Source organism: Acidaminobacter sp., from assembly GCF_030247605.1.
In the GTDB taxonomy this organism is placed as follows: Bacteria; Bacillota; Clostridia; order Peptostreptococcales; family Acidaminobacteraceae; genus Acidaminobacter.
The window spans coordinates 1-23,153 of record NZ_JAOTSB010000008.1 but is presented as its reverse complement, the minus strand read 5'-3'; the positions used below and the strand labels follow the sequence as shown (position 1 = coordinate 23,153).

Annotated in this window: 22 protein-coding genes, 1 pseudogene and 1 riboswitch; of the genes and pseudogenes, 2 read left to right on the top strand and 21 right to left on the bottom strand. The window is 50.5% G+C overall.

The window, feature by feature from the left end:
* Window positions 1-2 precede the first annotated feature (2 nt).
* From OEL90_RS05700 to OEL90_RS05645, 12 genes are all read right to left on the bottom strand, one after another.
* Window positions 3-3,122 carry an efflux RND transporter permease subunit gene (locus OEL90_RS05700; RefSeq protein ID WP_300687457.1) on the bottom strand — a complete coding sequence of 1,040 codons (3,120 nt, stop codon included), beginning with the start codon at window positions 3,120-3,122 and terminating at the stop codon, window positions 3-5.
* A gap of 17 nt (window positions 3,123-3,139) precedes the next feature.
* Window positions 3,140-4,375, bottom strand: coding sequence for an efflux RND transporter periplasmic adaptor subunit (locus tag OEL90_RS05695; RefSeq protein ID WP_300687456.1), 1,236 nt, complete (start codon window positions 4,373-4,375; stop codon window positions 3,140-3,142).
* A gap of 13 nt (window positions 4,376-4,388) precedes the next feature.
* Window positions 4,389-4,826 (bottom strand): MarR family winged helix-turn-helix transcriptional regulator, encoded by a 438-nt coding sequence (locus OEL90_RS05690; RefSeq protein WP_291402747.1) that lies wholly within the window; start codon window positions 4,824-4,826, stop codon window positions 4,389-4,391.
* Window positions 4,827-5,065: 239 nt separating this feature from the next.
* Window positions 5,066-5,380, bottom strand: coding sequence for an MGMT family protein (locus tag OEL90_RS05685; protein ID WP_300687455.1), 315 nt, complete (start codon window positions 5,378-5,380; stop codon window positions 5,066-5,068).
* A 44-nt stretch (window positions 5,381-5,424) separates the two neighbouring features.
* Window positions 5,425-5,823, bottom strand: coding sequence for an iron chaperone (locus tag OEL90_RS05680; protein ID WP_300687454.1), 399 nt, complete (start codon window positions 5,821-5,823; stop codon window positions 5,425-5,427).
* A gap of 34 nt (window positions 5,824-5,857) precedes the next feature.
* Window positions 5,858-6,376 carry a methyltransferase family protein gene (locus OEL90_RS05675; RefSeq protein ID WP_291402753.1) on the bottom strand — a complete coding sequence of 173 codons (519 nt, stop codon included), beginning with the start codon at window positions 6,374-6,376 and terminating at the stop codon, window positions 5,858-5,860.
* Between the two features lie 245 nt (window positions 6,377-6,621).
* Window positions 6,622-7,314 carry a vWA domain-containing protein gene (locus OEL90_RS05670; protein ID WP_300687452.1) on the bottom strand — a complete coding sequence of 231 codons (693 nt, stop codon included), beginning with the start codon at window positions 7,312-7,314 and terminating at the stop codon, window positions 6,622-6,624.
* A gap of 125 nt (window positions 7,315-7,439) precedes the next feature.
* Window positions 7,440-8,435: a macro domain-containing protein gene (locus OEL90_RS05665; protein WP_300687450.1), complete on the bottom strand. Its 996-nt coding sequence runs from the start codon at window positions 8,433-8,435 to the stop codon at window positions 7,440-7,442.
* Window positions 8,436-8,623: 188 nt separating this feature from the next.
* Entirely contained in the window at window positions 8,624-9,565 is a 942-nt protein-coding gene (locus OEL90_RS05660; RefSeq protein ID WP_300687448.1) for a hypothetical protein, read from the bottom strand.
* Window positions 9,558-10,076, bottom strand: a complete 519-nt coding sequence (locus OEL90_RS05655) for a sigma-70 family RNA polymerase sigma factor (protein ID WP_300687447.1) — start codon at window positions 10,074-10,076, stop codon at window positions 9,558-9,560. Before OEL90_RS05655 ends, OEL90_RS05660 begins: the two co-directional genes overlap by 8 nt.
* A 156-nt stretch (window positions 10,077-10,232) precedes the next feature.
* The gene (locus OEL90_RS05650) at window positions 10,233-10,532 is read right to left on the bottom strand and encodes a nitrous oxide-stimulated promoter family protein (RefSeq protein WP_300687446.1); all 300 of its coding nucleotides are present in this window, start codon (window positions 10,530-10,532) and stop codon (window positions 10,233-10,235) included.
* Between the two features lie 121 nt (window positions 10,533-10,653).
* The gene (locus OEL90_RS05645; protein ID WP_300687444.1) at window positions 10,654-11,832 is read right to left on the bottom strand and encodes a Gfo/Idh/MocA family protein; all 1,179 of its coding nucleotides are present in this window, start codon (window positions 11,830-11,832) and stop codon (window positions 10,654-10,656) included.
* Window positions 11,833-12,209: 377 nt separating this feature from the next.
* Between OEL90_RS05645 and OEL90_RS05640 the strand changes: the two genes are divergently transcribed.
* The gene (locus tag OEL90_RS05640; protein ID WP_300687442.1) at window positions 12,210-13,244 is read left to right on the top strand and encodes a LacI family DNA-binding transcriptional regulator; all 1,035 of its coding nucleotides are present in this window, start codon (window positions 12,210-12,212) and stop codon (window positions 13,242-13,244) included.
* Window positions 13,245-13,343: 99 nt separating this feature from the next.
* On the opposite strand, the gene OEL90_RS05635 is transcribed toward OEL90_RS05640, so the two are convergent.
* The 7 genes from OEL90_RS05635 to OEL90_RS05605 all read right to left on the bottom strand — a co-directional run bounded on the left by OEL90_RS05635 (window position 13,344) and on the right by OEL90_RS05605 (window position 18,751).
* Window positions 13,344-13,547 carry a cold-shock protein gene (locus OEL90_RS05635; RefSeq protein ID WP_330583746.1) on the bottom strand — a complete coding sequence of 68 codons (204 nt, stop codon included), beginning with the start codon at window positions 13,545-13,547 and terminating at the stop codon, window positions 13,344-13,346.
* 183 nt (window positions 13,548-13,730) lie between these two features.
* Window positions 13,731-14,831, bottom strand: coding sequence for a histidinol-phosphate transaminase (hisC, locus tag OEL90_RS05630; protein WP_300687441.1), 1,101 nt, complete (start codon window positions 14,829-14,831; stop codon window positions 13,731-13,733).
* Window positions 14,832-14,879: 48 nt separating this feature from the next.
* On the bottom strand, window positions 14,880-15,653 hold the full coding sequence (locus tag OEL90_RS05625) for a nitroreductase family protein (RefSeq protein WP_291402772.1): 774 nt from the start codon (window positions 15,651-15,653) through the stop codon (window positions 14,880-14,882).
* Between the two features lie 171 nt (window positions 15,654-15,824).
* Window positions 15,825-16,457: a DsbA family oxidoreductase gene (locus OEL90_RS05620; RefSeq protein ID WP_291402774.1), complete on the bottom strand. Its 633-nt coding sequence runs from the start codon at window positions 16,455-16,457 to the stop codon at window positions 15,825-15,827.
* A 39-nt stretch (window positions 16,458-16,496) separates the two neighbouring features.
* Window positions 16,497-16,688 (bottom strand): YwbE family protein, encoded by a 192-nt coding sequence (locus tag OEL90_RS05615; RefSeq protein WP_291402784.1) that lies wholly within the window; start codon window positions 16,686-16,688, stop codon window positions 16,497-16,499.
* A 43-nt stretch (window positions 16,689-16,731) separates the two neighbouring features.
* Window positions 16,732-16,893: a hypothetical protein gene (locus OEL90_RS05610; RefSeq protein ID WP_300687439.1), complete on the bottom strand. Its 162-nt coding sequence runs from the start codon at window positions 16,891-16,893 to the stop codon at window positions 16,732-16,734.
* Window positions 16,883-18,751 (bottom strand): DUF4153 domain-containing protein, encoded by a 1,869-nt coding sequence (locus OEL90_RS05605; RefSeq protein ID WP_300687437.1) that lies wholly within the window; start codon window positions 18,749-18,751, stop codon window positions 16,883-16,885. Before OEL90_RS05605 ends, OEL90_RS05610 begins: the two co-directional genes overlap by 11 nt.
* A gap of 145 nt (window positions 18,752-18,896) precedes the next feature.
* Window positions 18,897-18,978: riboswitch (cyclic di-GMP riboswitch) on the bottom strand.
* A gap of 211 nt (window positions 18,979-19,189) precedes the next feature.
* Here OEL90_RS05605 and OEL90_RS05600 point away from each other — a divergent pair.
* Window positions 19,190-20,173, top strand: coding sequence for an ornithine cyclodeaminase family protein (locus OEL90_RS05600; protein WP_300687436.1), 984 nt, complete (start codon window positions 19,190-19,192; stop codon window positions 20,171-20,173).
* Between the two features lie 24 nt (window positions 20,174-20,197).
* Here the strand turns inward: OEL90_RS05600 and OEL90_RS05595 are convergent, their stop codons facing one another.
* Together OEL90_RS05595 and OEL90_RS05590 are read right to left on the bottom strand one after the other, a co-directional pair.
* Window positions 20,198-21,106 carry a patatin-like phospholipase family protein gene (locus tag OEL90_RS05595; protein ID WP_300687435.1) on the bottom strand — a complete coding sequence of 303 codons (909 nt, stop codon included), beginning with the start codon at window positions 21,104-21,106 and terminating at the stop codon, window positions 20,198-20,200.
* A gap of 15 nt (window positions 21,107-21,121) precedes the next feature.
* Window positions 21,122-23,153 (bottom strand): annotated as a pseudogene (locus OEL90_RS05590) (ATP-binding cassette domain-containing protein); the annotation flags it as partial.

Genomic DNA, 23,153 nt, shown 5'->3' with positions numbered 1-23,153 from the left:
TTTTAGTGGCTCAATTCTTTCTTCTTGAACTTATCCTTGAGCTTCACAGCCAAATCATCAAACAACGTATAGGTCACCGGAACGACCAGCAAAGTCAGCATGGTTGACAGCGACAGACCAAAGATGATGACCGTCGCCAGAGGCGCCTGCATCTCGCCGCCTTCGCCTAATCCAAGCGACATAGGAATCATGGCCAGAACCGTGGTCAGCGTCGTCATCAGGATTGGCCTGAGACGGGTTGGACCGGCTTTGATAATTGCCTCATTTCTCTCATGACCGTTGTGCCTCAGCATATTGATGTAGTCGATCAAGATAATCGCATTGTTGACGACTATACCCGACAACATAATAATGCCAATGAACGCAGGTACATTAAAGGTCCTGCCTGTGAGCGCGAGTCCAATTGCCGCCCCCGAAAATGCCAGCGGCACCGAAAACATGATGATAAACGGCTGAATCAGGGATTCAAACTGCGCCGCCATGACCATGTAAATCAAAAGCAGCGACAGAATCAGCGCCAGCACCAAAGATGAAAACGCGTCCACGATCTGCTGGTACTGTCCGCCAATAGTCAAATCATAGCCTTCAGGCAGGACGAGCTCGTCTAAATAGATTTGCAGCTCATCCGTCGCGCTCCCGACATCCCGGTCAAAGAGTTCTGAGCTCACTGTCACGTAGCGCACCTGATTTTTACGGGCTATGCTGACCGGGCCTTCATCAATCTGTATGTCAATCAGATCACCCAGTCTCATGACTGAACCGGTCGGTGCTGTAAATTTCAAATCCTGTAGATGTTCAAAAGTTGAAGACTGGTCCTCAGGCAGCTGAACACGGACGTCGATCTCGTCGCCCTCCACTCTATAGCGTGTCGCTACTTGTCCCTGGAGCGCGCTCCGTATGGCAGAGGCCACCTGGATATTGGTGATGCCGTACTGTGACGCCTTTTCCTTGTTAACGAAGATTTGGGCTTCGGGGCGACCATCGGCAATACTCGAACTGATCTGTCTGGTTCCTTCCACGCGCTGTATCTTTTCCTCAACCTCCGCAGCAATCTGCCCCAGTTGTTCAAAATCAAAACCGGAAATCTCGACGGAAATCGCGTCGCCGCCCATGCCGGAAGCGCCGCCACCCATCATCATAGTGACCTCGGTGACGTCAATTTTGGCGCCCGGGATCAGCTTAACCTGATTTCTGATCGCCTCGACGACCTCAGCAGTGCTCAGCCGCCTGTCCCCCTTTGAGACCAGAGTCGCGCTGATCGATGCGACGTGGGAATCGGTCGAGGTGGACATCATCATGCTGTCGCCCCCGCCTATAGTCGTAAACACCTTCTCAACCTCCGGTGTTTCCGCCAGCAGACTTTCCACCTGAGAAGCGACCAGATTTGTCTCCTCAAGCTGTGTACCCTGAGGCAGCTCAATGCTGACCGTGAACTGGCCCTGATCCGTTGCAGGAATAAATTCAACGCCAATCAACGGGACAGCAAATACAGAAGTCACCAGAATGACAAGGGCAATCAGCACCGTCAGCTTTCGACGCTTCAGCGCCCCCACCAGGACGCGCTGATAATAGGCATCCACTCTGTCGAAGAATCTGCCCCAGCCATCAAAGACCGCATCCAGGAAAGTCTTCTTAGGTTTGTCTGTTTTGGCCATGGCCAGCATTTTTGAGCTGAGCATTGGCACGACTGTCAAAGCCACTGCCAGTGAAGCCAGCAGTGAAAATGTCACTGTCAGCGCCATTTCCTTAAAGATTTGGGCTGCCATGCCCTCCGTAAAGATGATTGGCAGGAAGACGACTACTGTCGTCAGCGTCGAGGCTGTAATAGCACCGCCAACCTCTTTGGCACCCTTGATGGCTGCATGGAACCGCCCCTCGCCCTGCTGCCGGTGCCTGAAAATATTCTCAAGAACGACTATAGAGTTGTCGACCATCATGCCGACCCCCAGCGCCAGGCCACCCATGGAAATCAGGTTGAGGGTCGTGTCCGCCAGATACATCAAAATGAACGTCGTAATGATCGACACGGGGATGGCGATGCCTATGATCAGAGTCGTTCTGAGGTTTCTCAAGAAAATGAACAGGATCAGGACAGCGAGCAGCCCACCCATGACCGCGTTCGTCGACACGTTGCTGATGGCCAGCTCGACAAACTGCCCCTGGTCAAAGACCAGCTGAATGTCGACCTCCGGGTTGTCCTTTTTGATCTGCGCGATCTCTTCCTTGACCAGGTTGACCACTGCGACCGTGTTTGCCGTCGTCTGCTTCTGGATCGAGACGCCGACGCTGTTCTCCTGATTCATTCGGGTGAGGGTGGCCTGGTTCTTCAGCCCATCGTTGACTTCCGCCAGGTCATAAAGATAAACGACGCCGCCCGATGGCAGCGCTATCGGCATCTCCATGATCTCTGAAACGGACGAAAACTCGCCCATGCTCTTTACAATGAGATTCTTGCTGCCATATTCCACACTGCCGCCCGGAAGATTGATGTTCTCCGACTGCAGCACGGACACGATTTGATTGAAGCTGATCCCATAGCCCGTGAGCTTGTCCGGATCCAGCTCCACTTGAATTTCACGTTCGACGCCGCCGGTGACGTTGACAGAACCCACGCCGTCCAGGCGCTCCAGGCGCATTTTTACCACGTCTTCGACATATTGCTTAAGCTCAATGTCGTCCTGCGTGGAAGAGAACACACCTATCTGAACAACCGGCAGCATGTTGGGATCCAGCTTCAGAACCATGGGGTCATTGGTGCCCTCCGGCAGAAAGCCCCGGATCAGGTCAATTTTTTCCCGCATCTGCAGGGTGGCGAAGTCCATGTCGGTGCCATCGTTAAACTCCACAATGACCACGGAATTGCCCTCCGAGGTCTGGGACTGGATACTCTTCATATTGTTGACAGAGCCCAGGGCGTTTTCAATATTGCGCGTGACGAAGTTCTCCACTTCCTGGGGACCGGCGCCCTCATAGCTCGTCACAACAATGGCCATAGGCACTTCAAGGCTAGGCATGAGGTCGATTGGTACCCGCATAAACGACACGACGCCCAGGACCACAATGATCAGCATCATCATGATGACGGTGACCGGGCGCTTTATGGAGAGTTCAGAAATATTCATAAGTCTTCCCCCTCCGCTTAGTCCACCACGGTGATTTTAGATTTGTCCTGAAGATAGTTCTGACCCTTGATGATGACTTTTTCGCCTTCGCTGATCTCGCCGGAAACTTCCACGAATTCTCCGTTGGAAAGGCCGGTGGTCACTTCCCTGCGGACTGCTGCGTCGCCTTCGACCACAAAGACAATGCTCTTGCCGTTGTCGTCCAGGACGGCGTCCATAGGGACAACCAAGGCTTCGGCGCGTGCATCAGTAGTCAGGTTGACCGTGGCGAGCATGCCGCCCTTGATCATGCCGTCGGCATTAGGGACTTCGATTTTAATCAGGTAGGCCTGGGTACGCGGGTCGGCGCTTGGGCTGATGGCCGTCACCTTACCGTTATAAGATCCCGAACCGGCGGATTCAATCTCCAGTTCAACGGTTTCACCCATAGTCACCGTATTTACCAGTTCCTGCATGACGCTGATTTCCACGACCACCGTCGAGAGGTCAACCAGGGTAAACGCTGGCACAGCGCCGGAAATAAGTTCGCCTTTGGTGGCATTTCTCACTGAAACAATGCCGCTGATAGGCGCTGTGACGCGGGCGTTCTCAAGCTGGTTTTTAGCCAGATCATAAGACGCCTGGGCCTGCTGAACCTGAGCGCTGGCGATGGCAGCATTTTCTTTATTGATCGTCGACTCCGTCAGCTCGACGGCCTTCTTCGCGGTTTCATACTGCGCCTGGGCAGTCGTGAAGCGGGTCTGTGCTGAGTCCAGCTCAAATTTTGAAACGGCGCCTGCGTCATACAAAATCTTGGCGCTGTCCAGAGCGGTCTGAGCATCCTTGAACATGAGCTCAGCCTGAAGCAGGCTGGACTTCAGCTGGACGAGCTGCAGTTCCACAGATCCGCCGCTGGAGCGGGCCAGATTCGCGCGGGCAGAGTTGAGCCCCGCCTGGGCCTGCTGAACCTGAAGGCGGATATCCTCATCTTCGACAGAGAAAAGCAGGTCACCTTTGCTGACCACTTGTCCGACCTCGGCATTGACCTGAGTCACAGTGCCCGGCATTTTGGCAAAGACGCTGACCTCCTGAACCGGCTGGGTCTTGCCCACAACCGTCCGCAAGTTTTCAATGCTGGTCTTCTGAATCTCAGTGACGCTGACTGCCACAGCTTGGACCTCCGGGGTTTCAGCGGTGTTGGTATTGTCGCTGCACCCTGTCAGCAAAGTCAGGCCCAGGGTCACTATCATAAGTGCGCTAAAAATTTTTTTCAAAGGGCACCCTCCATTAAACGTCAGATACTTCATTTTTCATGAAGATCGACTTGATTTCACTAAATAATTCATTCAGTCTTTCAATTTCCAGATCATTATAGTCTTCCAGTCTTTCGAGCATCAGCTCCGTCACCTTTTTTCGCTGGTCATCAAAAAACGCTTCACCCTTTTCGGTCATCTTCAGCAGCACCACACGGCGGTCGGTTGGCGACAAAATCCGCTCAATATAGCCTTCTTCGATCAGCTTGTCCGCCATAACCGTCAGGTTGGGTTTTGAAATCATCAGCTTCGAGCCATAATAAGACATGGGCTTCTCGCCCTCCGTGCTGACAAAAAACAGAAGTTCCATCTGTTGCCTCGTAATCTCGCAGCTGCCCAGATCCTTCGAAAATTTCTTGTGAAGCACCGGCACCAAAGTCATTATAGATTCAATCAGAATTCTCCGATCCATCCTCAGCCTCCATTCCGTTATTATTCTGTTTAATAGTTATGTTTAGTAACTATTATAAAATGTAACATTTAAAAAAGCTGGCGTCAATCCGGCAAAACAAGTAATTTTGAGGAAGTTGGAAGCAGGCCTCAATAGGCTTGGGCCTGCTTTGGCCTATGACTATCACCCCCGCCTTCCAATTCAAAAAAATATGCCGATGGTCACTTCAACCACCAGCATCTCTCGTACATTCACTTAATTTAATAGGTCTGCTCATTCCAGAAGAACACATCCAAATCCACTTGACCTGCAGCGTCCACTTCCACACCTTCTGCTTCGAGCAATCGTTTTTGCGTTATAAACGCCTCAGGGGCACTGAGTGCAATCTTCCCCTGCGCATTGACGACCCTGTGCCAAGGCAAACCCTGACTGCTGCTCATGGAATGGAGAATGCGGGCTACTTGACGGGCAGCCCGGGGATTTCCTGCCCTAAGCGCAATCAGGCCATAAGTCGCCACTTTGCCCGCCGGAATGTTTTTTATGATTTCAATGGTGCGCTCCGTAAATGGTGTCATGGTTCAGCAGCTCCTAAGTGCGGATTTTAGTCAAGGTGTTGACTCTATGGTTTTTTTGCGGCTGATTTCTTCCTGGCCTTTTTCTCTTCAGCAAGCCTCTGATTCTCCTCAACCCGAAACAGCACAATCCTGCGGATCAAATCGAAGGGAATGGGCTGATCCAGGGGAAACTGAACTGAGCCCTTCGCCCATTTATAGACAGAGATTTCATCCTTAAAAGCCTCGATACCGCTTGGCGCGGGATAAAAACCAATATGATTTTTAAAGGCGGCAAAATGCACCAGATTGCCATGAAATACAAAGGTTGGCATCTGGTAGCTGAAGGCCTCCGCAGCATCAGGCGCCGCCTCCTGAATAACCCTGCGAATCTCGCGAAGCCGGTCCTGAAGCGCCGGTTCACATTGAGAGATATAGTCGTCTATTATACTGGATTGCCCTGTCATTTTTAGCCTCCTCTTCATCACGCCGCAAATAACCTTAATAATACCGCCCAACTTGATCCATGTAGTCCTGATATCTGGATCCAAAAGTTTCGAGACACCAGCGCTCCTCAGCCAGAATCAGCCAGTGGACTGAAATCTGAAAAGCGACGAGCAGCATTAAAAGCGAAAATGAGCCCGTCAAGATGACGCATCCAACAAAAATAATGAAATAAGTTATATACATGGGATTTCGAGACCACTTATAAAGACCACCGGTGATTATGCCGCGCCTCGAAGGTCTTGAAAATTGGCCGACCGAAATGACGTAGCCTATCAAACCCAAAAGGTAAATGACAGCGCCAACAACTGAACAAGTCGTGTTGAACTTAATTTCAAAAAAGTATAACTGCAAAACCATAGCGGCGTTAGTGAGCTGATAGACCCAAAAAGCCCATTTCTCTTTTCCAATGAGCGGTGGAAAATGCGCGAGCCTTTTGAGAGCGTCTTTGTCAAATAAGTTTGGCAGCGCGTAACGGATTAACAAGACGGGAAACACAGTCCAGATCGCATTCACGTGGCTCACCACCCAAAACAGATTTTTATATATTTTGCTTCTTATGAGCGTCATTTACCCCCTGAAGTAATGTTGGATGACATCTGCCTTAGGAGACCATCGGCAAACCTATCACCTCATTCATCCCCTTTATAGCGAGCACTGAAACGCGAAATTTCGACATTAATCGAAAAAAAGAAGACGGCATCCTCCGCCATAAGCTTTGAGATGCCATCTTCCGGATGACTTTTAAATTGAGCGGCTCACTACTTCCGCTTGCCCCCGCGCTTCACAAAATCCTGCTCAATGTCTGCCTTCCAGTCCTCGGTCAGTTCCCTGTTCGCCCTTACTGCGCTGACAGCTTCACTGACAGACCTGAAGTTCAGCTGGGTCCCGGCTTCATCTGCATGGTAATTGGCTGCGCGGTCGGCATTTATGCCAAACTTGGCCGCGGTCTTGATGGCGTCAATGTTGGCACCGAGGAAAATAAACTCCCAGCCATAGCGTTCCTTTTGATGGCGAATCATGTCGTAAATTTTTTTGTAGGTATATTCCTGGCTGGCGTTTTCCATGCCGTCCGTGGTGATGACGAACAGTACCTTGTCCGCCCGGGCTTCCGGTGCGGTATGACGGTGAACATTGATGAGCTTCTGGATCGACTGTCCAATAGCGTCCAGCAGCGCGGTCGTCCCACGCACATAGTATTCGCGTTCTGTGATAGGTCGAATGCCTTTCAGCGGAATCCTGTCGTGCAGCAGCTCATAGCGGTCGTCAAAGAGCGCCGTGGTGATGACGGCGTCGCCGGGTTCCTGTTTTTGCTTCTCAATCATGGCGTTGTACCCGCCTATGGTGTCACTTTCCAGCCCCGACATGGATCCGCTGCGGTCCAGAATAAAAATCAGTTCGGTGAGGTTTGCGGCTTGCGGTTTATTGTCCATTGTCTCAGTCATAGCTTTCATAATTTAAAACCTCCCTGGTATTGGATGCCTTAAGCATACCAATTTCGGGAGGTCGGATGGTCGCCTCGGAAGCGACAATTTAAACCGGTCAAGACAAGGCAATATATCTAAATCAGATTTGATCCTCACGCACCGAGGAGCGCCTGATCGTAGGCAAACAAGACCTCGTTGATTTTGAAGATATCGTAGATTTCCATTTCAATGAAATAGGAGATGATCAGGTCAAAGCGGCTGCTGCGGGACAGGGTAAAGCCGGCTTTGCTCAGCAGTTCCCGGGTCTCTCCCAGGTCCAGTCTGAGGGATATGGCGAAAGCTATGGCTGTCGCTTTGCTGGGGCTGTACTCCGGCTGGCTTCTGATCTTCGAAAACAGCCGTCGGTCAATGTTGGCCTTCTTGTAGGCCTCCACGTCCGTCATGCCCTTCTCGTCGATCAGCCTCAGGAGCATGCCTGAAAACGATTCGTCCAGCCGATCCAGCCGCTCCTCCAGCGTCATCTCTTTGCTTATGGCCGCCGATGGTCGATTCACAGACTCCATTACACTGACATCATAATGTTGCAGGACACGCCCACGTTCGCTAACTGCACGCTCATCCACATAATGATCGTCTATATACTGATCAATTGATTCAACCAGCTTCTGGCTCAGGACAAACGCCTTCTTGTCGAACAGCACCAGGTAAACCTCGAGCTCATGCTTCATTAAAAACTCACTGATGGCCGTTATAGCCACACGCAGGGCTTCATCCTTAGGGTAGCCGTAAATGCCAGAGGAAATCAGGGGAAAGGCGATCGAATTTAAATTATGCTGAACGGCCAGAGTCATGGAGCGAGTGTAGCAGCTTCTCAGGAGTTCTTCCTCCTTGTTCCCGCCACCCTGCCAGATGGGCCCTACCGCGTGAATGACGAATTTCGCCGGAAGCCGGTAGCCTTGGGTGATCACTGCGCCGCCCACGGCACAGCTGCCTATGCGGTTACAATCGGCCTGGAGCTCTCTTGGTCCCGCTGCCTCAAAGATAGCGCCGCACACACCGCCGCCCATCTGCAGCCCGGCATTGGCCGCATTGACAATGGCATCCACATTCATTTTGGTAATGTCATTTCGAACAAACTTTAACGGCATGGGCTCAGCCTCCTGGTCACAGTGTATAAAAGGTAGTGAAACTCGGGGTTGAAACTCGGGGTTGATAGGCGCTAGCCGCTGACATCGAGTTTATCAACCACGAGTTTATCCTTCTTTTTCCCATCTTACCACTTTTATGCTGCCAAGAGGTATCCCAAATTTTTTTATAATTTTTTTATAAGCGATATCTATTGTGCCTCAGTCTTCTCAATGAAAATCTCCAGCCCTGGATACAATGCCCTGAGCTCATCCAGCATTTCCACAGCAAGGGCTTCAGAATCCAGCTGTCCAATCTCCAGGAAAAAGAGGTCGCTTTCCGTTGCGGAAGGCAAAATCCTGCGATTTGGATACTGATTCATGATGGTTTCTTCCAGGATCGCCAGACCTTCGCCACGCGGCATGTCCACAGTTCGAACTCGATAGCTCTCTAAAACAGTTGTGGCCTCAGGAGAGGTTTCTACCTCCACCACCAGACTCGCAGGTGACGCCATCTCGCGTATTTCGTAGGAAATAGACACCGAAAACACAATCATAAAGCGGACCATGGAGTCATCCAGCGTGACGACAGGATAGACCGCTGTTACAAGCGGACTCTCCTTGATTTTTTCAAAATCCTCTAGCGCCGAGAGCATTCTGACACCGCTGATTTCAAACAACAGCGTTTCAGGCTTTTGCGCATAGACGACCTTATAGGCACTGGCAAGGTCTTGCGACGCGCCGTCCTGGTCGAAATGGATGATGAACTGCGCCTTTCCGTTCTCAGTTTGTGTGCTGATTCCACTGATGTCAGTGCCATCAGTGACCATTCCGCCGCTTGCCTTGCCGTCCGTGAAGGTCAGTATTTTGACCAACTGACCCAAAACAGGGATCTCTGCCAGTTTACTTGCGAACATGGGCGAAGCATTTAGACTGCCTACAAAAATTACCAGCGCCGCAGCTGAAGCATAAAGAACACGCCTAAGTGCCTGCGAAGACTTCTGTTCTCCAGAATTAATTTTTCGTGTCATAGTCTGCTTGTCACGTTGCCCCTCAAGAATCGCATTATTTATGACCTCATCCAATTTCTCAGGTGCCTTCAACTCACGATAATTCATTTTCATATGATTTAATGCTTGAACCCGCTTATTCAAACACTTCGACCTCCTTTAACTCAATTCTCAGCCGCTTCACAATTCTGTGCAGCTGGCTCTTCACCGTGCCCAGCGGCATTTCCATAATCCCGGAAATTTCTTCGAGTTTCAGATCCTCAAAGTATTTCAGATGAATCAGTTTTTTCTGAGTCTCATCCAGTCCCTGAATGGCCTCCCTCAAGTCCATGACAGCCTCAGTATCCAGTCCCTGATTTGATGAGGCTCCAACCCAGACTTCAGGGGCTTGGGCGACATTTTCTCTTTTTCTGAGCACATCCAAAGCACAATTGATCAGGATCCTGATCAGCCAGCTTTTCATATAGGCTTCCTCTTTCAATTTCTCCTGATTGACAATAGCCTTGTACGTGGCCTCCTGAACCACATCCAATGCGTCCTGCTCGTTCTTGACATAACTGTAAGCAATACGGTAAAGCTGGAGTTTATGCTCTTGTATTAATTGAATGAGCGCTGCTTCCCGATCCTGCAGCTGATTTCTCTTTTTTCCAAACACCGCTACGATCCCTCCTTTCAAGATTCACCCATTAGACCATCGAGGAGATTAAAAGGTTTCACTACGCTAACAAAAAACCATCGGCAAAAACAAAAGCTCTGCCGATGGTCCCTTAATCCCACCATTATCCTTAAGTTGAATCAGTCTGTCGTCTTATTACTTCCCCACCAAATGGCGCAGTGCCGCGACGGGTTCATAAAACAGCATCCTAGGCCCTGAATACCGCATGACCTCCCGGATCCGGTCCCGCATCTCAGGACTGTAGCAATGCACTGAGCACTTAGAGCAAAACGGTTTCTCAGAGCCAAATTTGCAGCGCTCTAACCGAGTCAGCGCGTAAGAAGCCAACGCGTCGCATTCAGAACAGACGGATGCCTTGTTGTGGTGCCCCTTACAGTAGATCTCGATCATTTTATTCACAACGCGTTTTTCCATCTCTATTCTGTCCTTGTCCATACGAATCACCTTTTACATATTTACCAATTTTATGCCCGAGTAAACCGCGTAATGGAGGACGACAAAAGACCATCGGCAATAACAAAAGCTCTGCCGATGGTCCCGTAATCCCACAATGCGCCTAAAGGTCAACCCGTCTGCCTTCCTCCGCCGAGAGGTAGGCGGCGTACACCAGCTTCACGCTTTCCGCTGCCAGGTCAAAGTCGCTGACCGGATGGCGGTCAAACGCAACGCATTCAACAAAATCCTGAAGCTCGCCGGTATAGCCTCTGAGGACTTCATCCGACACAAAGGAGCGGTTCCACCCCAGCTTGTTCGGAATCATTTCCGCCAGATAGATGTCCTCAATCTTTTCCTCATCCAGGAAATAGGTCTGAAAGTAATCCGTAGGCGCGACGTTGCAATTGAAGGTCGCGTCGTTCGCGTAGACATCAATATAGGTTTTGGTCCCGCCCAGATAGGTATCCGAGCCTATGACCAGGGCTTTAGTCCCGTCCGAAAAGGTCAGGGTGACGGTGATCGTGTCTTCCACATCAACAGGGTTGGCGCTGAGGTGCCTGCGTTCTTCCTTGGTGAGCCTAGGAACCACATTCCCGGCATCCGCCGTGACACTGACCACCTTCATGTCCTCGCCTTTAGAAGCAGCCTCAGTCTTCTTCAGCCAAAGCATGCCGGTCAGCGGATGGATCGCGTTGCGCATGAGCGGCCCGCCGCCGGTTTTGTTCCAAAGCCCCGCAACTGCCGAGCTGGAGCCTTTGAGACTGGCCTCGCCCTTCATGAACAAGATGCGGCTGCCCTTGGCGGTGATGAACTCAGCGGCCTTTCTGAGGTTTGGCGCATAGACAAAATTCTCAGCATACATGAAAAGCTTGCCGCTGGCCTGGACTATGTCTCTCGCCTTGTCCAGCTCCATGCAGACAGCTTCAAACATTTGACGTTTAGAGACGTTTTTGCCAATCAGCTCCGGATCGCCTGCTTCACCAAAATACCCTGTAAAAGGCTTTTCGCAGATGACGTGCTTGCCAGCGCGCATGGCGTCATAGACCATCATAGGATGCAGCGATGGCGGGGTGACAATATCAATGATGTCAATTTCAGGGTCGTTGAGGGCGTCTTTGTAGTCTGTGATGACTTGCTCAATATTGTACTTTTCCTTGAGCGTCATAGCCTTTTCAACATCCACGTCGACCAGCGTCTTGATTCGGACATCCACACCATGAATTTTCTCATAACCGTTGAGGTGAAGAACCGCGCCGTATCCTCCGCCCACCAGTGCGATAACAACTTCCTTTTTCGCCATTTGAAACCCTCCTGAGCTTTCATCATTATCATACATCCCGATAAAATGTCTATGCTTTATACTGGTTGATTAAGTCTCTACCGATTACTAAATCGTTTCAGTAAATCGTTTTAATAGTATTTTAAGCGGGCTGGTTCAGTTTGTCAATTGGGTTCAACTCTGAATTAGCACGTTATTAAATTGTCAATTACGAACCGTTGAATCGTTTCAGTAAATTCTTTGACACAGTCTCTCAAAACCGAGTATAATGATGTAAAACTCCAGGCTTTTGAATTCCAGAGCGCTGAATAAGCGCAAAGGAAGTCAGACGATTGGCTGTGTTTCGACGCCGTTGGAGAAAGGTCTTTAGATTTCAAATGAAGCAGGTGATCCCCCCCTTGAAAAAATCCACACAAAAACGCGTGACCCTAAAGCAAGTCGCGGCCCATGCAGGGGTCTCCCTGACGACGGCTTCCATGGCCCTGAATGGAAACCCAAGCATCCCCGAAGCGACCTGCCAGAAGGTCTTCAAAGCTATTGAGGAACTGGGCTACGTCTATGACCGGGGCGCTGCCAGCCTTCGCTCAAGTACTGCCGGTTCGGGCGCAATAGGCATCATTGTGACGGATCTGGTGAATCCTTTCTATACGGAACTTTTAATAGGCATTCAGCAAAAGCTGAACGAAACCGAGCAGACTTCACTGCTCGGAACCACCTTTGACTCCTGTGAGGTCCAAGACAGAATGATTTCTATGATGCTTGAGTACCGGATCAGCGGCTTATTGCTCTTCGCTGCGCCAGGTACCAGCAGTGAGGTGATCAAACGTATTCAGCGTTTTGGGATTCCGGTTGTTTTGATCAATCGTCTGTTTCCGGATCTGCCTTGTGATTATATTGGGGTCGACAACGTCCATGGCGGTTACGAAGCCACCAGGCATTTACTGGCCCTAGGACACAGACGCATTGCCTTCATTGGAGGCAACCGGCAGCTCTATACCTGGCATGGCCGCCTTCAGGGGTATCAACAGGCACTGAATGAATTCGGGATCGACTTCGATCCTGAACTTACACCCGAAAGCCTTTGCAACCGGGAAGAAGCGTCAAACTTGATTGAACACCTTTTTAAACTTCCGAATCCGCCGACAGCCATTTTCTCGTATAACGACACCATAGCCATAGGTGCTATGATGGCGCTTAAATCCAGAGGTATTGTGCCAGGGAAGGATGTGGCGGTCATAGGTTTCGACGAGATTCCGGAAGGACTTTCCTTCAGTCCTTCCCTCTCCACAGTGACCGCCCACCCAAGGCTTCAGGGCGCCAAAGCGGTCGAGCTGCTGCAAAGCCGGATGTCAAATCCGAGTATGCCCATTCAGAGCATTGTTATGCCCACCGAGCTGCTTCTGAGGGAATCGTCGGGTGAACATCTTAAATGAGAAACTGGGTGTCTGACACCCGGTTTCCTTTTCACTTACAGCCAAAAACCTTAAAAAAGCCCCTGCGCCATACGGCGCAGGGGCTTAAGTCTCAAGGGACTATCTTACGATTTCGATATTCTCAGCTTGTGGACCTTTTTGACCTTGAGCAACGTCAAACGTTACTTTTTGGCCTTCTTCCAATGCTCTGAAACCAGTAGCATTGATTTGTGAGTAGTGAGCAAAGACGTCTTTGCCATTCTCATCTGTGATAAAGCCGAAGCCTTTGTCTGCGTTAAACCATTTTACTGTACCATTCATAATAGGTACCTCCTAATTTTTTAGTCTTAAACCTTGGCAATGAAAATAACATAGACTTTTAAAATCAGAGGGCCCAACTGAACGGACACCAATTCTAAAACCATTTGTCAAATCATTTGCTCTTCATTTAAGCAACAACTTATACTAACACGTAGAGACCACAATGTCAAATGTTATTTTTAATAGTTAAATCAAGGACTCCAAAGCCTTCAAGAACTGATCCATCTCCTCGTCTGTGCCTATGGAAACCCGGAGATGATCATCAATGAGCGGCTTTTTAAAGTACCGCACCAGGATTCCCATTTCCCTCAGTCTGGAAAACAGTTCTGCTGCCGCCTTAGTCTCGTGGCTGATAAAGATGAAATTGGCCTTGGATGGCACCACCTCAAAACCCATTGTCTCCAGTCTGGCGACAACGCGCTCCCGGGTGCTGATAATCCGGTTTCGATTCTCATTGAAGTAATCGTGATCCAGGATCGCGGCTTTGGCGCCTGCCATAGCAATCCGGTCCATGGTGTAGGAGTTGAAGGAGTTTTTGACCCTGTTGAGGCCGTCGATCAGTTGATCGCTGCCTATGGCGAAACCGACACGCAAGCCCGCCAGGGATCTGGATTTTGATAAGGTGTGAACCACCAGCAGATTATCATATTTTGGAACGAGATCTACTGCGGATTCGCCGCCAAAATCAATGTAGGCTTCATCTACGACGACCACAATGTCCGGATTGGAAGCGACGATCTGTTCGATTTCAGCCTTAGTTAATGCGCGGCCGGTCGGGGCGTTCGGGTTGGGGATGAGGATACCATCAGCACCCAGATCGCCTTTGGAAGCCAGTTCCAGGTAATCTTCCACCCTAACCGAAAAATCTTCGAGAAGCGGAATTTCCCGGTACTCTGTCTGGAACAGATTCGCGTAAACAGGATAAAAACTGTAGGTAATATTAGGGAACACAATATACCGGCCGGTGAAAAACGCAGGAAATACAAAGGCCAGGACCTCGTCAGAACCGTTGCCCATAAAGACATTGGTTGCGGTGAGGATTGCCGACTCGCAGTCCATCAGCCCATTGAGGTAGTCTGCAATAGTGACGCGCAGATCTGTCGATTCCGGATCCGGATAAAGCCGCAGCTGATCCATTGGGACGCTATGAATTGCCGCTTCTACCTTTTCGGAAGGCGGATAGGGATTCTCATTGGTATTCAGTTTGACGTACTTTTTATCTTTCGGCTGCTCGCCGGGAATGTAGGGCTCTAGACCAAGTGCCAGCTGGCTTAAGAAGTTTTTCATACAGAACCGCACCTTTTCTGTTTTTTAGCATCTTACCACGCCTTCAGTTCACTCGTCAATCGCCTTCGTCTCAACTCTGACCATGAATTCATAGCCCAGTGGGATCCCGCCCGGCGCATTCTGAGGTGAAAAGCTGTAAATCGCCTGTCTGCCGTGATGTCTGACCGCCATATCCAGGTGAAGCAGCGCAATGCCAATATCGATCTGGTTCATCTTGCCGTAAAGAGCCCCACGAAGGATATTTAGCTTTTCCCGGCTGAGGATCAGACCCTCCGGGGTTTCACTGACAAACCAAGGCTGGGAATTTGAAGCGGAGGGCGCCAGTCTCACCGCCTCCACCAGCGCATCATGACCAGACACGTTCGATATTTCATGGGTCATTTTTCTCCTAAAGTCGTCAGGCTTTTCTCTGTGAACGGGCTCGTTTGGCGCGCCAAACGCCAGCATGATGACAAAATCAAGTCCATTCTGCTGAAGCGCGACCTGCTTACTTGGTTTCGCCACCCCCAGCCAGCAGCTGCCCAGGGCTTTATGGGACAGGTATAGATCAATCTGCTGGAGCAGATAGCCCGCATTCATTAGATAATTAGGTTTCGCTTCCGAATAGAGGCAGATATAATGTGGGGCCTTGATAGGCAAGAGATTTTTAACATCACCAGCACTGAGGTAAGTGAATTCGTACTTAATGTCATCTATCAATGGCACCGCCGACTCGGCGAAGGCCTTGACATCCATCAGCACCGACTCGTGCAACGGGGTCATATCATATCTGCGTACAGATTTTCGCTTGTAAATGTTTTGGTAGAGTTGCTGGTTAATCATAGAAAGCCTCCGGTTGACATTATTGGTGGTGAAACTTTTAATAAGTTGGAAGAGGGCTCAATAGGCCAAAGGCTGCTGACACCTTATTCCATCATAAGTTGGAAAAATGGTGGGGCACTAGGCCAAAGGCCTCTGACACCTTCTTCCAACTTGTTGCTTATTCTCAGACGATTATTTCCCCCAGGCCTCTTCCAAAGCCTGCAGAAACACCCGGATAGGCTGAGCGCCTGAAACGGATATGCGGCCATCAATTAAGAAGTTCGGCACACTTCTGATCCCGAGCTCACGAGCTCTCTGCTGATCACGCCGTACCTCTTCTCCAAATTGACCTTGGCTGAGCACCTTCTGAACCTCTTCCCCATTCAGACCAACTTCCTCTGAAAGCGTCACCAGCACGTCCTGGTCGCCAATATTAAGGCCTTCAGTGAAATGCGCCTGCATCAGTCTCTCTGTGATTTCATCCGTCAGATTGAGCGTTTGCGCGTAATGGGACACTCTGTGGGCATCAAACGTATTGGCTTGGATCGCCTCTTCCAGATGGTATTCGAGACCCATCATCTTGGCATTCATGGTGATATTTTCAATGTTCGCCTTCGCTGCCGCCTTGGTAATGTTGTACTTTTCAGCAAGGTGATCCACGAGATTAATGGTCACATCCCGCCTTGAATTGGGATCCAGTTCAAAGCTTCTATAAACGACTTCAATGGAATCCCGGTGCTCAAATTGCCTCAAGGCCTCTTCAAACCTTCTCTTACCCATATAGCAAAAAGGACATACATAATCAGACCAAATTTCTATTTTCATTTTACGCTTGCCGCCCATAATTTTCCCGCTCCTTCACCCTTATAATATTTCTTTGACCCTTCCGACCAGACCATTCTCAAGCATAACTTTAATACCGTGGGGATGCGCTGGTGATTTCGTCAGAATCCGCTGGACAACGCCCTCGGTTAAAGTGCCGCTGCGCTGATCCTGTTTTTGGACAATCCGCACCTTTGAACCAATTTTCAGCTCGCTTTTATTATAGTTTACCATATTTCGCTCACAATCCTTCTCTTCTGCATTTCTCAAACCATTTTCACACTAAAGGAAAAATGGTGTCAATGTGAAGTCGACAGCTGACTTTCACTGGCACCATTTCCTGAGCCTCTTCCTGAGCCTGTCCCTGAATCATGAAGGGGTCCGAAGACATCACCCTCAGACCCCGCTCCATGTCAAGAATGATGGGTCTATTTCTCACGCATATACATCATGTCCAGGTTGATCCAATAATGCATCTGATCTTCTTTGACATTGACATTGAAATCAATATTATTGAAGACCAACAGCACTTCAATTTCCGGACTTTCTAACTTATGACTCATTTCTTCCAGGGTCCCTTCATTATAAGGTCGAGGACCAAGTTCGTAACTTCCGGAGATCCGGTCAAAATAAGCGCGCATGCTTTCTTCCAAAATAACCTGATCATTGAGCCTAATCTCAAGGGTTGGCATGCCGCTCACAGTGTCGACAATCCAGTTGATTTTGTAGGTTCCCCTGTCGCCTTCCACTACAGTTTCTGCGCTGCCGGGCTCCTTGCCCTCATAGTTTTGCAGTTTGACCGCCCAGCGGTAATCCTCAATCTCAAAAGCGCCATTCGCGAGCATGAGAGAGACCCCCATAACCTCCTGAGGTGCTTCTCCAAAGTAGTCTTCAGGATCCGGCCAGATCTGTTCGAATCCCAGCTGTGTTTTAAAATTATTAGGTTGGCCAAGTTCGTCGCTGAACCACGCCGGCAGGTTCGCATTCTCAGCGTAGGCAAGGAAGGTGACCGAATCTGTGATAGCTTCCCGTACGGAACGTTCAGGCTCTTGCGTCGCTGGCACCAGTGTCCCGTCTTTAAGAATGTTCTCTGAAACCAGCAAATTTTCCAAACGGCTGATTTGAGATCTGACAGGAAGGGAATGATAGCCCACCAGTGGCAAAACAGAGACCAAAGCGGCCGATGAGACCAATAGCGCAATCAGCACATGTGCTTTATCCTTCCTGAGAATTAAAAGCACCACAGCTGATACGGCTACGATCCACATGAGGAGGAAAGAATACTCCACACTTTTCATCCCGAAACGATTCAACTGTACAATCAGTGCCCAGGCCTCAAACGCGAGGATCAGGAGCGCTGCAAACGGATAGATTTTGCGATAGAATTTCGCCAAATTCGACGTGTTGTGGGTCACCATAATATGGAGCCAGATGCCCCCCACTGCATAACTGGTGGCAATCCCGGCAAGGCGCATAAAGGATGCCCCCTGACCGGCTACGAGGGTCTTGCCAGTCCAAATCAACAGGACGACTGTCAGTGCCAAGGCTATTGGGATCATAATAAACTCAAATAAGACTTCAATAAACCGCGGCTGCTTCTGGAGATTTTCGCGCCTGTCGTCGACAACACCCTTCCTGAAGTCCGGAAAGTAGCCCACGAAAATGGTATAGGTCAGGAACCCTACGATCGTCCCAATATATTGATAGACCTTGCTGCTCATCTGCCTGTAAAGCAGCGCCTGGACGGCTCCGGCCACACCGGAGGTGCCGGCCATGATGACCGCGCCGTAGATCATGGCAATAAAGAACGCTTTGTGCGTCATCAGAAACGCACGGGAGAAGTCTGACTGTTCCTTGGGTTGTGCTGCGAGGATAATGAAGCTGAGCACGCTGACCGCTATGACCACGGATACACGGGCAGCCGCCAATCCGGAAACTCTGACAATCATGTTTGCCCAGCGGTCCGGCTCACTTCCGCCAAAGAAATACAGCAGCAGGAACGTTACAACGACAGAGGCCACACCCAGGAGGTTTGCGATCAGGAATGCCTTGGCGGTGTTAAATTTGACCTTGGCAGCTGTTATGGCCGCAAGGCTGAAAATGGCGCCCACCGCAAAGGCTAGATGCAGACAGTTGAACAGGAAATTATACGCTTCCTGCTCGGGCCAGTCCAGCTGAATCCGGATCATGGTGACCACGGCAAAGCCCACTGCGCTGGCAATGGAAGCAGGAAAAGTCTTGAAAGTACCGATTGCACTTTCGAAAACTTTAGAGATCGAACGGGTAAAAGCACTCATTATAGTCACCTCCATAATTTTGAAATCCATTTGAAAAATTGGATAAGACCGATCCATATGACAACGTTCTATGAAAATCGTTATCACTTAATTATTAGACTAATAATTGCGCATTTTAGTTCCTGCCAATCCAACAGAAAACCGACCCACAAAGGTCGGTTACGCTGCCGGCTCCCCAAAGACCAAGCGTCCAAATAAGTCTTTGGTTCACAGCCTCCTTATGTAACTGGCGCTTCACAGAAAGCGTAGGTCTCGTATTATATATACCAAATTTCCGGGTCTTCAATCGCCATTTGACTAAGAACGGGCTGTGATGTTATCCTTTTGGTAAATCTACCCACCATCGGCAAACTCAGTCTTTGGTGTCTCTGTTTCTAATACTTTGAGGGATAATAGGCGTCTAACACAGCTTTTACTAACAGAAAGGCGGACTAACCCATGTTGATTTTAAACGAAAAGGACATGCGCAGCGCAGTCTCTTTGACTCAGGTCATGGATCAGGTCGAAGAGGCATACAGAATATTTGCCAGCGGCGATTTCTATATGCCGGATCGCCCTTCTGTCACCCACGGTGACAACACGCTCCTTTTTATGCCCTGTTTTCTAAAGGATGGCTTTGGGACGAAGTTTCTAACATTGTTCCCAAACAATCCAAAAAAAGGACTCAAGTATATTGATGGCCTGATGCTGCTTAATGATGGTGAAACCGGCAAAACCTTGTCCATTATGGACGGGTCGTACCTGACTTCCCTGAGAACCGGGGCTGTGGGCGGGGTCGGCATACGCTGCTTTACCGCTGAAGCCAGTCAGAGCCTTGGGGTCATTGGCATTGGGACCCAGGCCTTCTATCAGATTCTTTATGGGATCGAGGCAAGGGAACTTAAAGACGTCTATCTCTTTAATCACTCACCAAAGGATTTTGATACTTACATTGCGGACCTTAAAGCGGCTTTGGGCAGCGACCGCGAACATCCGAACTTTCACGTCTGCGACTCGGCAAAAGATCTGGTTCGCCACAGCGAGATCGTCATCACAACGACGACCTCTGCTCAACCTGTGGTGCCGAATGATCCCGACCTGCTGCGCGGGAAGCATTTCATTGGCATTGGCTCCTACAAGCCCGAGATGCGGGAGTTTCCTGCAGCAATCTGGCAGCTGGCAGACCACGTTTACACCGAGCTGCCATTTGCCTGTGAGGAAAGCGGAGACCTGTCCCAGCCCCTTTCGGAAGGGCTGCTCACCCTGGATCAGGTGAAGTTCCTGGGGGATTTGCTGACGGAAAACCATAGGCCAAAGCCTCCGAAAAAGGGTGAGACCACTTTTTTCAAGTCCGTGGGCATGGGGCTGCTGGACCTGAAGGTCGCACAGCTGATCTACGCAGAGGCCGTTCGGAAGGGACTTGGGCAGCAGGTGGTGTTTTGATCACCTAACCGCTGCATCTCGTGGTCAGCCTCGCAGCCAGTTCGTCCACTTCGCCACATCCCGCTTGCCCTGGGCATAGCCCAGCTGATAGCTGGCGGCAAGTTTGTCATAGTCCGTTTCACGGTTGGAAATGGGCATCTGATCCGGGTAGACCAAAAAGGCCTTGCCCTCTGACTCGAGCTCTTTCAGTTCTTCAAGGGTCCTATTGTAAGTGGCGTAGCGCTCAAACATGGCCTCGACCACCAGCGGATACCGGCGATAATAGGATTTAATCAGACCGCCAAACTTTGGCGGTTTTTTGCTGTATCCCTTTTCACGGGTCAAAACGACAAAGAACTTCTTGAAGCCGTCCTGCTTCGCGATGTCCAGAGCGATTCCCCCACCGGGGCCAATGCCGCCATCGACTAAAACCTGACCGCCAAGGCGGGTCGGAGGCATAAAGATTGGCAATGAAGAGGAGGCTCTGACAATTTTCATCAGATCCTGAATCTCATGTATATCCTCTTTTTTAAACACCACAAATTCACCGCTGTCTCTGTCAAACGCCCCAATTCGAAGTCGCGCGCTGTTTCTCTGAAATGTCTCAAAGTCAAAAGGCAGCGCGCCGCCCTGAACCGGTGTCTGCTCATAGATATAATCCGACCTGAAGTAGCCCTCGCCCTTGAAAAAAGACTTCCAACCGCCAAACTCCGGATCCCGTACCAGATCCACAAAGGAACGCTTCGCGCGCTCAATGTCCCTGGACAGGTAATTGACGCTGTGGCTGGCGCCGGCCGAAATCCCGGCAACATAATCAAAATAGAGTTGATTTTCCAGCAAGTTGACAAGAAAACCAGCCGTGTAGCTTGCCCGCATGCCGCCGCCTTCAAAAATCAACGCGGTGTCTTTTATATTGCTTTCCAGTTTATCAAGTGGTGCTGTCTTATTAGTCATAAGTCGTCAAACTCCTTACTCTATAGCAAACGCTTTAGCCATATAACCGCCGGTTATGGACCCCGGATTCCCCGCAACCTCCAGCGGTGTTCCCACCGCTACAACCTGACCGCCTTGTGCGCCACCCAATGGCCCAAGATCAATGACCCAGTCCGAGGCGCCGACCACCTGAAGATTGTGCTCGACGAGAATGACGGTATTCCCAACCTCCACCATTCGGTTCAGGAGGACCAGAAAATTCTCCACATCCAGGGGGTGCAGTCCCGTTGTGGGCTCATCGATCAGATAAAGGTTGTTCTTCCCCTCGCTGGAAATCAGTTCTTTTGCCAGTTTCAACCTCTGTGCCTCGCCGCCGGAGAGGGTCGTCAAGGTTTGACCGAGTTCCAGGTAGCCAAGCCCCACGTCGTCCAGCAATTTCAGAATCTTGAGCAGCTTGCCGCGGCCGTGAAACAGCGCCATAGCCTCGACGACCGTCATCCTGAGTACGGCCTTGATGGAGTGCCCCTGGTAGGTTACGGACAACACCTCATCATTGAATTGATTGCCGCCGCACACCGGGCAGACCACATCAATATTTTCAAAAAACAGCATGTTGCTCTCAACAAAACCCAGGCCTTCACAGTGCTCGCACCGTCCGCCCTTGGTGTTGAAGGAAAAATGTCTGGCATCCAGTCCCTGAGCCTTCGCCGCTTCAAGGGCGCCAAAGATCTTTCGGACTTCTGAATAGAGCCCGGAGTAGGTCGCGACATTGGAGCGCTTCATGCGCGTTACCGGTGTCTGTTCAACGGTGATGACTGCGTCAAAATGCGCCATGCCAATGACCTGGTTCTCAAAATTGCCGTTTAACTCAGTGCCGCCGGCGGATTCACTGTGCTTGAGAGCGGAACCATCGGCAGCATCCTGGTCTTTTAACCGGTCTTGTGCCCCAGCCGCCAGTACCTCAAAAATCAGCGTCGACTTTCCCGACCCGGAAACCCCGGTGATACTCGTGAGACAGCCCACCGGAAAATGTACATCCACATGCTTTAAATTAAAACGCGTCGCGTTCAGAACAGAAAAATAGCCCTTAGCCTTCCGCTTCGGCACCGCCAGAACGGGCATCTCCCTGTTCAAATAGCGACCGGTGACCGACAAGGGCTGAGCCAGAAGCGCATCATAAGTGCCAAAGCCCACAACCTCGCCGCCCAGCTTCCCTGAACCCGGTCCCAGATCTACAATATAGTCGGCCGCCCGGATCACCTCCGGGTCGTGCTCAATGACCAGAACTGTGTTGCCAAGGTCTCTGAGGGATTTCAGGACTCTGAGAATCCCCTCCGTATCCTTGGCGTGGAGGCCTATGGTCGGCTCATCCATAATATAGATCAGCCCGGACATGGTCGAATCCAGCACTGCGGCCAGTTTGATCCGCTGCCCTTCCCCGCCGGACAAGGTCATTGTCTGACGGTCCAGGGACAGGTAGCCCAGGCCTACCTGGACGATCCGCCGGAGCTTGGTTTCAAGATCCAGAAGATAGGGCTCAACCAGCGACTTTTCGCGCTCACCGAGGCGTTCTCCAAGACGTGTGATCCATGCCCGAAGCGCTTCCAAGGATAGGGTGGAAAGTACCGGCAGCCGGGTCTCCATGACAGTCGCATTTCTGCTGAGGGAAGTGAGCTTCTCACCGTGGCAAGTCTCACACGTTTCAGAGTGAAAATAGGTCTCCAGAGCTTCAGTGAGGCCGCCCTTTTCAGAGAGCCGCCGCCAAAGGGTGGTCAGGACGCCTTCAAACCTGCCGTCCGTCACCTTCTTAGGCACCGGCCGGTCGGGATACAGGCTCCGGACCTCTTCGCTCTCCGCCCCATACAGCAGCAGCGCCAGTTGTCCGGCGTTAAATGACCTCACGGGTTTAGCGCCCGTCGCCTCAAGACCATAGTAGCTGAAACCGGCATGCCATGTGCATTCAAAGGGTAAAGCAAAAAATGAAAAGTGAGGCAGAAGAGGGTGTTCGTCACCCTTTTCTGCCTCACTTTTTTTGAAGTGAAACTCGGTGTCAATAGGCGTCAGCCGC